This is a genomic window from Companilactobacillus bobalius (assembly GCF_009764355.1).
On the sequence record NZ_LNUA01000029.1, the window covers coordinates 82,537 to 94,692 of the forward strand.

Annotated in this window: 11 protein-coding genes; 5 read left to right on the forward strand and 6 right to left on the reverse strand. The window is 32.7% G+C overall.

All coding sequences use genetic code 11. The annotated features are described in order from the left end of the window. The first annotated feature begins 54 nt into the window (after positions 1-54). The 4 genes from ATN92_RS04180 (at position 55) to ATN92_RS04195 (ending at position 4,868) form a co-directional block, all read left to right on the forward strand. Positions 55-501 (forward strand): PTS fructose transporter subunit IIA, encoded by a 447-nt coding sequence (locus tag ATN92_RS04180; RefSeq protein ID WP_056954901.1) that lies wholly within the window; start codon positions 55-57, stop codon positions 499-501. A 21-nt stretch (positions 502-522) separates the two neighbouring features. Further along, complete coding sequence (locus ATN92_RS04185; RefSeq protein ID WP_056954902.1) at positions 523-1,956, forward strand: PTS fructose-like transporter subunit IIBC; 1,434 nt, start codon at positions 523-525, stop codon at positions 1,954-1,956. A 111-nt stretch (positions 1,957-2,067) separates the two neighbouring features. Continuing rightward, entirely contained in the window at positions 2,068-3,234 is a 1,167-nt protein-coding gene (locus tag ATN92_RS04190) for a MalY/PatB family protein (protein WP_056954904.1), read from the forward strand. Positions 3,235-3,239: 5 nt separating this feature from the next. Further along, entirely contained in the window at positions 3,240-4,868 is a 1,629-nt protein-coding gene (locus tag ATN92_RS04195) for an HTH domain-containing protein (protein ID WP_056954906.1), read from the forward strand. Positions 4,869-4,900: 32 nt separating this feature from the next. Here the strand turns inward: ATN92_RS04195 and ATN92_RS04200 are convergent, their stop codons facing one another. From ATN92_RS04200 to ATN92_RS04225, 6 genes are all read right to left on the reverse strand, one after another. Continuing rightward, a complete protein-coding gene (locus ATN92_RS04200) occupies positions 4,901-5,704 on the reverse strand; it encodes a MurR/RpiR family transcriptional regulator (RefSeq protein WP_056954908.1) in 804 nt (267 codons plus the stop codon). Next, positions 5,704-8,337, reverse strand: coding sequence for a glycoside hydrolase family 38 N-terminal domain-containing protein (locus ATN92_RS04205; RefSeq protein WP_056954910.1), 2,634 nt, complete (start codon positions 8,335-8,337; stop codon positions 5,704-5,706). Before ATN92_RS04205 ends, ATN92_RS04200 begins: the two co-directional genes overlap by 1 nt. A 52-nt stretch (positions 8,338-8,389) precedes the next feature. Further along, complete coding sequence (locus tag ATN92_RS04210) at positions 8,390-8,836, reverse strand: PTS sugar transporter subunit IIA (protein ID WP_056955192.1); 447 nt, start codon at positions 8,834-8,836, stop codon at positions 8,390-8,392. Between the two features lie 13 nt (positions 8,837-8,849). Continuing rightward, a complete protein-coding gene (locus tag ATN92_RS04215; protein ID WP_056954912.1) occupies positions 8,850-10,340 on the reverse strand; it encodes a PTS fructose transporter subunit IIC in 1,491 nt (496 codons plus the stop codon). Between the two features lie 208 nt (positions 10,341-10,548). Next, on the reverse strand, positions 10,549-11,187 hold the full coding sequence (trhA, locus tag ATN92_RS04220) for a PAQR family membrane homeostasis protein TrhA (protein ID WP_056954914.1): 639 nt from the start codon (positions 11,185-11,187) through the stop codon (positions 10,549-10,551). A gap of 267 nt (positions 11,188-11,454) precedes the next feature. Beyond that, entirely contained in the window at positions 11,455-11,709 is a 255-nt protein-coding gene (locus ATN92_RS04225; protein WP_158106623.1) for a hypothetical protein, read from the reverse strand. 1 nt (position 11,710) lies between these two features. On the opposite strand from ATN92_RS04225, the gene ATN92_RS04230 reads away from it, so the two are divergent. After that, complete coding sequence (locus ATN92_RS04230; protein WP_158106624.1) at positions 11,711-12,130, forward strand: CPBP family intramembrane glutamic endopeptidase; 420 nt, start codon at positions 11,711-11,713, stop codon at positions 12,128-12,130. Positions 12,131-12,156 lie beyond the last annotated feature (26 nt).

Consider the following 12,156-nt stretch of genomic DNA (forward strand, 5'->3'; position numbering starts at 1 on the left):
GTAATCGTTTTCACATATACTCTATTTGAAATAAAAGATGAGAGGAGTCAAAAAATGACTATGTTTAACATCGATCACATAAATATGAACTTAAATGGTAATACACAAAAGGAAATACTTTCTTCACTTGCTTCTCTTGCAAAGAGTCAAGATATCGTTTCAGATGAAGATACTCTAGTTCAAGATTACTTAGAAAGAGAAAAAGAATCCACAACTGGATTTGGTAATGGTGTTGCAATTCCTCATGCACGTACGAATAACGTAAAGGCTACCGCTATTCTATTTGGTAGAAGTAGTTCAGATATCGAATGGGATTCATTAGATGGGAAACCTGTTAATACCTTCATTAGTTTATTAGTCCCTAACGACCAAGGCGATACACATCTAAAATTATTAGCAAAGCTAAGTCGTCAACTAGTACATAAAGATTTCGTATCAATTTTAAAGAACGGTACTAAAGAAGAAGTTTTCGCAGCTATTAACAATGTCCTAGAAAATTAAAATTGTAAGGGGGATTAAATTATGACCAAAATTGTTGCCGTAACTAATTGTCCAGCCGGTATTGCTCACACATACATGGTTGCAGAAGCAATTGAAGAAAAAGCTAAGTCACTTGGATATGAAGTACACGTTGAAACCCAAGGTGCAAGTGGTGTTGAAAATGAACTAACATCTAAACAAATTGCTGAAGCCGATTATGTAATTTTAGCAATTGGAAAAGGACTTACTGATTCAGATAAAGCTAGATTCGATCAAAAGAAAGTAGTAGAACTTCCCGTTTCTGAAGCTCTAAAACATATCGATACACTATTTGATGATTTGGAAGGTAATTCTCATGTAATGACATCTTCCAAAGTTAAATTAGGAGCAGATCAAGAAGTAGTTACCGAAGGTATTATGAGTTATCTTATGGCCGGTGTATCTGCAGCATTGCCATTTGTTATCGGTGGTGGTCTTCTTATCGCTATTGGTAGTTTGATGGTTCAATTCGGAATGCCAAATACACCACTAGCAAAGGGTACATCTCCATCAATTGCTTGGGTCATCACTAGCATTGGTAATTTAGGTTTCCAATTCATGATTCCAATCATGGGTGCTTATATTGCTTACGCTATTTCAGATAAGCCAGCATTTGCTCCGGCTTTCCTTGTAACTTTCTTAGCAAATGATTCCGATTTGCTTGGTACAAAATCAGGTGCTGGTTTCTTAGGTGCTATCGTTATCGGTTTATCTATTGGTTATTTTGTTAAATACTTTAAGAAAATTAAATTGGGTAAGAATTTCCAATCCATCTTACCATTTATGATTATTCCATTCGTTACGCTATTAATATTCGGACTATTAACCTACTACCTATTAGGTCCAGCAATGGCTTGGTTGATGTCTGTTCTACTATCATTCCTTCAAAATATTCCTACTTCAATGAAGATTGTCGGTGGATTTATCGTAGGTGCCATGTTGGCTTTCGATATGGGCGGTCCTATCAACAAAACTGCTTGGTTCTTTAGTTTTTCACTTCTAAGTTCACATGTTTTCAACTGGTACGGTATTGTTGGTGTTGTAACTTTGCTACCACCTATGGCTGCTGCCATTGCCACTTGGATCAAACCAAATCTATTTACTAAACAAGAACGTGCTGCTAGTTGGAGTGCCTTTATTGTTGGTAGTACTGTTGCCACCGAACCAGCAATTCCGTATGCTCTAGCTGCCCCGCTTCCAATGATCACAGCAAATACATTAGCTGGTGGTATAACTGGTGCTATAACAATTCTTTTAAACGTGGAACGTACTGCTCCTGGTATTGGTATCTTTGATCCATTACTAGGTCTTGAATCACCATGGTATTGGTTCTATCTATGTGTAGCTATTGGCTTAGTTTTAAACGTTTCCTTCATAATTATCTTTAAAGGTATTTGGTTAAAACGTAAAGAAGAAAAAGAAAAACAAGCTGCATAGTATTAGTTTCAAAGGGATAATATCATTTTGAAAATGAAAAAAATCCCATCAATTCGCAGTTTGAATTGATGGGATTTTTATTATTAATTAGGTTTTTGAAAGGAACAAATTATGAAAAAGTACGATTTTGATCAAGTAATCGATAGAAAGAACACTTACAGTACCCAATGGGATTATATTGCCGACCGTTTTGGCAGAAATGATATACTTCCCTTCTCAATTTCCGACACTGATTTTGCCGTTCCCGATTCCGTACAAGAGGCTCTCAAAAAACGTATTGAACATCCCATCTATGGTTATTCCCGTTGGAACCATGACGACTATAAAGACAGTATTGTCTACTGGTTCAAAACAATGAATAATGTAGACATCAATCCAGAATGGATTGTTTATAGTCCTAGTGTCGTTTTCAGTATTAGTACCTTTATCAGAATGCTCTCAAAGCCTAACGAAACCGTAGCTACATTTACGCCAATGTATGATGCTTTTTACAAGGTAATTGAATCAAATCAACGTAATTTGGCTCCCGTCAGATTAGGTAGTGTACAGCAAGATTATCAAATTGATTGGGATAGTTTAGAAACAGTTTTATCACAAGAACAAACTAAGATTTTTTTACTAACTAATCCACATAATCCAACTGGTAAAGTTTTCTCTCAAACTGAATTGAACAGAATTAATGACATATGTAAAAGAAACAATGTATTCTTAATATCTGATGATATTCACAAAGATATTGTTTATTCTCAAGCTCAATACACACCAATTACCAGCATCACAACAGAAAATACCGTTTTATGTTGTTCAGGTTCAAAAACTTTTAATACCCCTGGATTAATTGGTTCTTATATTTTAGTTCCCGATAAAACATTAAGAGAACAATTTCTTGTTGAATTAAAATCTAAAAACGCCCTATCGTCAGTTAGTATTTTAGGTATGTATGCTCAAATGGCCTCATACAGTGAAGATGGACTCAATTATGTAAATCAATTAGTTGCTTATACAGATAAAAATATGGATTTAGTAAAAAACTTTTTGGTTGAGAATTTACCCGACTTTAAATTTACTAAACCTGAAGCAACTTACTTAGCTTGGATCGATATTTCCAAAGTGGATATGAGTATGAAAGAAATACAAGATAAAATGATTAATGTCGGAAAAGTTGGAATTATGCCCGGTTCTACTTATGGTGACTCCAACTACCTTAGAATGAACATCGCATGCCCTAAATCAAAACTAGAGGAGGGATTAAAACGGTTGAAGAATAGTTTCAACTAAAAATTATGCTTAATGCTAGACAAGTACAAATATTGCTACTGCTCTGGAATCAAGATCATAGTGGAGAATATCTGTCCAAAGAGGTCAATAGTTCTCGACGGACAATAATTAGAGATATAAGCGCATTAAATCAGGAATTATCTGTTAAAAATACAGCTGTTATCAATTCTGAGGGAAAATACAGCTTAGAAATTCATAATTATTCTCAATTTCAGGAACTAATTACTCAATTTGAAAATCAAGAACGCAACATTCTGTATTATTTGCTGACAAATGACTTTCTAAGTATTGATGAATTAATGGACAAGTCGTTTCTATCAAAAACTGATATTACCAATAGTATTGATAGAATTAATCAACGCAATAAAGACATTCTTGAGATAAAATCCAAAGTAGGCTTAGGTTATTCTGTCGATTTGTATTTTGCTACTAAAGTTGATTTATTAGCCTATTTAATATCAGTAATCCCTAAAGACACCGACTCGAACATTTTAAAGAATACTTTTCCAAAAGATTTGAGAGAGTATCTAACCGATAATCAATCAGCTGCACAATTACAGGCAATATCATTAATTTCTTCAGCTAATTTTGACGATTTCTACAATCATAAACGGGATTTACTCAGAAATATTAAAGAATCAACTATCGAAAATCAAATTGAATTAGTTTCAAAGAATTTCTCTATCAAACTTTCCAAAAAACGTTTGGCTCAAAATATTGCGACACATTTAAAAAGATACAATCTTTTTCCAACGTTTATTTCCAATCTTTTATTGAAACAAATGAGCGATTTAAAACAAAAAGAACCTTTTGCCTTCGAAATGGCTCAAAATTTACAAGCTGAGATAAAAAAGGATGATCCATCAATTTTAATAAATAGTGATTTTCTAGCTCTTTACATTATTAACTGCATGGAAATTAGGACATCCATTAAACCCGTAAGAATTTTAATGTATACGGCACAACGATCAATTGCATATATCAATGAAAATTTAATTACCGATTCCGTCGGTAATATATCTATGACTAGTGTATTCAATATTGATGAATTCAATAAACAAGTTACAAGTGAATCGTATGATATTCTAGTTACCAATGGCTTTAATGATGGTCTTAAACATACCCCAGATGTTGTTATCAATGGTTTAATTGATGAAGCAACTATTTTCCGACTTAAAAAACTAGTTAGTGATAACTATTTTCACAATAATCTTACCCAAATGTTGCCTAAAGAAAATTATCTATTCTATGAGAATAGATCCGACAATTACTTCAAAGTACTAAAGAATGTTCTTAAGTACTTTATTGACGAAGGACAACTAGATCAAAAGATGTCTGTAAAACTATTGAATCGTGAAGAAGAAGGCAATCAACTTATGATCAATCACGTTGCTCTACCTCACGCAGTTAACGAAACTGATTTTAGTAGAATGTTTGCTGTTGACCTAAAAACTCCCTTAAAATTAAATAAAACGGATATTTACCTTATTTTAATAGTCATAGTTAACGACAAAAACGATGATTACAAACAACTTTTCAACTACTTATATAAGATTCTCAACAAGAAGCAAGTCTATCAAGCCGACATCGAAAAAAATTATACGAATATTCTCAAATATTTCAGAACAGAATAAAAAACATCAAAGCCGATTGACTTTGATGTTTTTTACCCTTTTAAGATGTTCTCAGATACTAGCCATTTATTAACACTCTTTCGATGCATACTAACGTACTTTGAATAAATAATATCCAATTGGATTAATACTGGAATTTGTGGAGAAATATTTCCTAGGGCTTCATTCGAAGAAAAACTGGCCGCATAAATTGTTTCATCACAATAATCTATAAATGGTGAATCTTCATTTGTTGTAATCAGTAAAAAATGAGCACCTTTCTCTTTTCCCTGTTTAATAGCCTCCAAAATATCAGGATCTTCACCACTTAAAGAAGATATCAATACAACATCATTTTTTCTTAGTGAACTTGCTGAAAGCGAAATTGAGTGTTGATCACTATACACCTGAATAAATTTTCCTAAACGTGTAAATTTAAACTCAAAATCTTGTCCTGCAAAGGAATTAAATCCTAATCCCCAGAATAATATAATTCTAGTGGAGTAAATCATATCACAAAAATTTTTAACTGCTTCACTCCTGTATGAAGCATCACTACGGGTAGCCAATGCGTGGTAACTGGCCGTTACGGGAGTAGAAATTAAGCTAGCATCTTGGGTTTGATCACTCAAAGACATCTTATATAAGAAAACTAATTCCTTATAATTATTCAAACCCAACTTTTTACTAAACCTAGTAATCGATGGTGGTGATACCGATATTTTTCGTGCCAGTTCACTTATACTTAGAATTTTTCTTTTACTAATAAAGTAATCCGCAATAATTTGCTCCACTGCTGTTAACGTATTGCGTTTTGATTCAATTAAAAGAAATAAATCATCTACTTTATCTGACATTAAAATCCTTTCTCTATCCTTATAGTCTTAACTTCACCTGGTGCAAACTTACCCACAGAAACGTCCCTTTGTAGTCCTAAATCTTCGATTAATACACCGGTAAAGTTAGTTAAACTGATAGTGCTTTCACTATCTAATTTAATTATACTATCACCCTGAATTTTAAATTTATTAGGATTGTAAACACGTAATAACCAACCAGCATTGTCTTTAGATTCCGTTAAACTACTAAATATTAACTGATCGTTTTTAATTTCTAAGAAAGGTTTACTTTGAAGTTGTTTATTCAAAGGATGCATAACAAAATATTTTAATGTATTAGTAAACTGATTGATGCCTTGTACTTGATAATAAGGATTAGTAATAGCATAAATTTGAAATTGTTTCATTATTTGAGCAGGTTCAAATATCTCATCCCAAGAAACGGCAAATTTAAAATGTAATTCTTCCTGTAACTGACTGTTGGGTGTTGGGATATATGTGAATTGATTTCCTGAAGCCACACCTGGGCGTCTAATTAAATCAGGACGTCCCAAGAATCCTACTGATCTAAACAGAGTCAATGCCACTTTATTAAACCCTGTGCCAATCATTTGGTATTCTTTGATACCTTTAGACATAACGGTAAAACTCTGTTGGTCGTCATGCAGATTAGTCCAATGCAACATTGGATATATCGAAGTTGGTTCTTCATGTAATCCAGCATCTTTCCAATTGGAGAGATGCCTATCTACTACTGGTCTTTGAATATAACCAAAGGCTGTATCTGCATATGAGTACTTCTGTGTTTTCATATTAGAATTAAAAATCACGCGCATGCGGTGATCTTTAACCTTATTGTCGATTAACAGATGGTTCTTAATCAGGTTATCATTCCTATCTAAGGTCAAAGTTAATTTGTACGCTACTTTACCGTTTAACTCTTTTGTAGCACGCTCTTTTAGATCAACTGGTAAATTCCAAGCACCAGTTAATTGCATTGATTGAAATTGTTTCCCTTTATTACATGTCACTTGTGCATCTTTGAAATCTAATTCAAGCGTCATATCATTATAAGCTGGCGAGTAGTCATAAGTATCACCTTCATCACCATCGTCAACAACCTCTAAGAAGTTCACTATTTTCTCATGTGTTTTTTTATTCATTAGATTCAAAGTTCCGTTACTGAATTCTATTTGAAAAGCGTCATTCTCAATCTTCTTTTTTGTAGTTTCAGTTACTAAATCATGCTCATCATCTAAGGACTCAATGGATAATTTAGTCCACTGTAAAGCAGGTATCTCAATATTTGCTACACAATCAAAAACATGGTAATAATCCTTATCTTCATACTGACTCTCATCACGTTTTATTTGACCGCAATACTTTCTTGTAATCCTTACTACATCACAATCAACTGGTTTATCGCCGTTAATAATTCTAAAATTCTTCTCTTTTAGCGATACTTTAAAATGAATATTTTTCTTTACTGCAAAAGGTAAGGTATTGAAAAATGTTAAATCATTAGCTTGTTTATTTTCTTCTGATTCTGATATTTTACGAACTAAATAATCCACTGTGGAGTAAGATAGTTGGTCTACTTCTCTAAGTCTCTCCAAAATAATTTGGTTGGTTTTATCGCTATTACATCCACCCGCGCTATCGTGAGCGTGATTTCGAACAACTAGTTTCCAAATTTTGTCCAATAATGACTTTTTATATGGTATTCCTATTCTGTCTGCCATTGCCATTAAAGGTTCTAACTGATAGATCATGCGACGTTCTACTTTATCGTTCAAATATTTCTGGTCGTAACGTGAAGAATAAATTGATCGGTGTATTTTAGAAACAGAACTAGTAATAAATTCACCTGAAACGTTATCCAATTTAGCTTTACTTTTATTCACAGCTTCAAATAATTTAGGATAATTACTTTCAAATAATTTTACATTTTTGTTCTTTAATTCATCGTTATATAACGCAATTCGATCTTTCAAATTATAGTCAACATATCTCTGATCTCCTCCAACTGGCAAAGCAATATCATCCAGAGACGCATCGGCGATAACCGTCTTCATCACATTCTCGGTATTATCATCATCAATTAATCCAACTCCAACAAAATAACCATCTTTTATATTGATCGTTGTGACTTCAGATCCGTCTTCCGACTGCCAATTAAATTCACGATTACTAGTTTCCTCTTTAGGAAGTCCTCTCCAGAATAGAGCATTATAAATATCCATACCATTGTAAATTTTAGGCATATCGGCGCCTTGTCCAAATGAATCTGGCAAGTATCCTATTCGTTGACTGCCACCCAAATCATCGGCTAGTTTCATACCTAAACTTAAGTTTCTTATAATCGATTCACCAGTAACTATAAGCTCATCAGTTTGTGTGTACCAAGGACCAATAAATAGTCTTTTGGCTTTGACCCATTTTTTTAGTTCTGATTTTTTTTCTGGATATGCGTCCAAATAATCATCTAAAATACTCATTTGACCGTCTAGTAAATAATAGTCAACGACTTGATTTTTTAAGGCTTCAAACACCTCATCCATATGATAAACAAACTGAACCATGGCTTCATTGCGAGTGAAATACCATTCGAAATCCCAATGTGTATGCTGAATTACATGTACTCTTTTCATAATTTACCTTCCTAGTAAAAAAGGGAGAATCAAATAATCTCCCTTTTTGAAATTAAATTTGATTAATTGCTTCAGATAGAACATCTTGATCATTACTATCAAGAATATTTTGTCTAAATTCATCATCCATTAATTTTCTAGCAATTTTGCTTAATAATTTTAAATGTTCTGTTGATCCGTTTTTAGGAATACTCAAGACAAAGGCCACCTTAATTGGTTTATTATCTAAGGCATTCCATTCGATACCATTAGTAAACTTGATCAAAAATAGTCCTGGCTTTTCTACACTATCATCATTACTATGTGGAATAGCAATCCCATCTTTAAAACCAGTTGTTGATTCCGCTTCACGTGTCTTTAGACCTTCATAGAAGGCATTTGCTGAATTGCTATAACCTTTTTCAGCCACAAATTTACCAATATTTTTAAAGGCATCATCTTGTGTTGTACTACTTTGATCATAAAATATATTTTCTTTATTAAAAATTTCTTTATCCATACTTACACCTACACTATTCAGCATTCTTTGCAGCTTCAATAACGGCATCACTTCTAGTAAGACCAATTATTAACGCTGTTACGGCAATTCCGGCAGATACACATAATATCCATGTGATAAACGGAATCGGTTGTTCAATATATCCAATAAATGTTCCCAATGGAGAACCAATTCCTCCATAGAACTTACACCCTGTTGCAGCAACTAATCCACCAGCTACAGCTGATCCAGCAACGTTAGCAATAATCATTCTGATAGGATCTGCAGCAACAAATGGAATAGCACCTTCTGTAACTCCAACTAGGCCCATACCTAAAGCAGCACTAGCAGCTGTTTTTTCATCTTTAGAGAATTTATTCTTCCAAATAATTGAGGCTAACCAAACACCCAATGGAGCAACTGAAATAGCAGCTTGTGAGGCTGTTTGTGGAACGAAGTTCGCATGCATGGGGCCATACTTTGCCATTGTATCTGTAAATACGGCCGTCCCGAAAATCAAAGCAGTTTTGTTAACAGGACCACCTAAATCAAATCCCATCATGGCACCAATAACAGCACCCAAAATAATTGGTGCACTACTTGAATTCTTATTAATCCAATTTAGCCATGAATACAGGCCATCCATACCCGCGGCGATTGGCTTACCAATTACATAAAATACTACTAACGAAATAAATAATGTCGCTATAACTGGAATAATCATAATAGGAACAATTGGCTGAATAATCTTAGGCCATTTGATTTTCTTTAATAATTTAACAAAATAACCAACAATAAATGCAATTAGTAAAGCAGCAATAAATCCACCACCAGCTTTTGCATGTAATAACTCAGCATCATTAGCAATGTAGGCTCCAATCATTGCGGGGGCCATAGCAGGTTTATCAGCAATTGACATAGCAACAAATCCTGCAAATAATGGAATCATTAATTTGAAACCAACCTGACCAACTTGGAATAGGTTAGACATTAACATTCCCATTGAAGTTTTTGTATCAAATCCCCATTTAACAATTCTTCCCAAATCATCTTTTTGGAAAGCATATAAGTTCGCAATAGTTAAAATAAGTCCGGCAGCAATAACCATAGGAATCATATAAGAAATACCACTCATAACATGTGTAAAGAAAGTTGTTTTTTCTTTATTGTTACCGATTTGAATCTTACCTACTTTGCTACCCTTCTTACCAAAAACAGTAGCTTCTTTTTCGGCCTTCTTAATCAAGGCTTCTCCATCATTGATTGCATCATTAGAACTAGCAATTAATAACTTTTTACCGGTAAAACGAATTGGATCTATTTTGATATCTGCGGCAATAATTGCTAAATCAGCATTCTCAATATCTTCAGACGTCAATTTATTTTCGGCACCCATAGCACCATCAGTTTCTACCTTAACTTCATAACCCATCGCTTTAGCTGCTTTTTCAATTGCTTCAGCAGCCATATAAGTGTGAGCTATCCCGGCAGCACAAGCGGTGACAGCGACAATTCTTTTAGCCATTCTCTTATCCCCTTTTCATTTTCTATACTTCGATGATAAGGGATTAATTAATCAGCGTAAACGCTTTCTCAACCTTTAGATTCTATTTACCACTTTATTGTTTGTTCATGAAAAAAATTACAATAAATAGAAATTGAATTAATGCATAAATATTGAAGGGCATGATTACATATAAATTTCTGTAATCATGCCCTTCAAATTGCTTCATTTAAATATATAAATAAATTGAGAAAAACATCAACATTGTTCCGATAAGTACAAAAATATGCCAAATTACATGTGCATACTTTATGCCATTCAAACTATACAAAATTGCGCCTAATGTAAATGATATACCACCAAAGAGTAATAGGAAGAAACCTTGACTACCAAGATTATTCCATATTTGTTTTCCACCTAAAATACACAACCATCCCATGAATATGTAAATTATTGTTTCTACTTTTTTTAATTTTCCTGGATAAACCGAATTAATTACAATACCCATAATTGCTAGAATCCAAATGACAATTATCATTGATATTCCTAACCAACCTTTAATAACTAATAAGCTAAAGGGTGTATAGCTTCCTGCAATCAAAATGTATATACTGCTATGATCGAATACCCTAAATACCTCACGAGCTTTCGTAAAATATAAACTGTGGAAAAGGGTTGAGAAAGTGTACAAAGTACACAAAGATATTCCATATATTATAAAGGACACATACTCAATTAATGATCCGTCTACATTCGCCTTTCTGATAAGGAAAATAAATCCTAATAAGCTCAGTACAATGCCTATACCATGCGTTAATGCACTAAAAACTTCATTCCTAATACTATATCTTCTTGAAATTTTCATCATAAATCCTCTTAAACAATTTTATGAACTTCATTATAGCATCTAATTAATTTATCATCTAGTTTTTAAAACTAGATGTTAACATATTAACAATGATTTACATCTATAAAAGAACAAGGTCTATATGATTGATAAACTTTTATTAATCAACATTATAGAAAAAAATTAGTAAATGAAATGAATTATTTTTATAAAAATTAATCTAGAAAACTTATTTAATCCTGCTATAATCTTACTAAATTTAAATTAGGAGGAATAATCAATGAACAGTCAGATAAAATCATTTTTTTCAACTTGTTCTATTTTTTTACTATCCCTAATAGTACTTAGTTTTGCTCGATTTATATCCAAAGGAAATCCATATGTATATATTGTTTTTCCAATTATTTGGTTTTTGTTACTATTTTTCATAATTATTAAAACAAAGGGGGATTTATTACTTAGGGATTGGAAATTATTTAAAAGTAATAAGATAAAGAACATTCTTCTATCTATATTGACACTAATATTAGTATATTTAGTCATTATGGCAACACATCCTATATTTAATCAATTCATTCCATCGAAACCAATTACTAATTACGCTTTTTCAACAAAATCAATTATTGGATTACTTTTTTCAGTTTTGGCAGGTGCCAACAATATTATGGTTGCTTTCGTTGAAGAGGTAACTTACAGACATGAAGGTATGTACGTTTTCAAATCTAATAAATTATTGTTAATATTGATGTTAATCGTATCAAGTATACTTTTTGGATTTTCCCATTATTACAATTTCAATGGCAGTTTCTTAGCTAGTGGTCCATATGTAGTAGCTGGTGCCATACTAGGACTCAGTTATTTGTTAAGTAATAATATTTGGGTTCCAATAGTAGCTCATATTTTATTCAATAGCACAGATATAATTGCAAGTATTACATTATTGTTACTAACAATTTTTAAATAATGTACCAAAAAAGGCCGACGAATTCT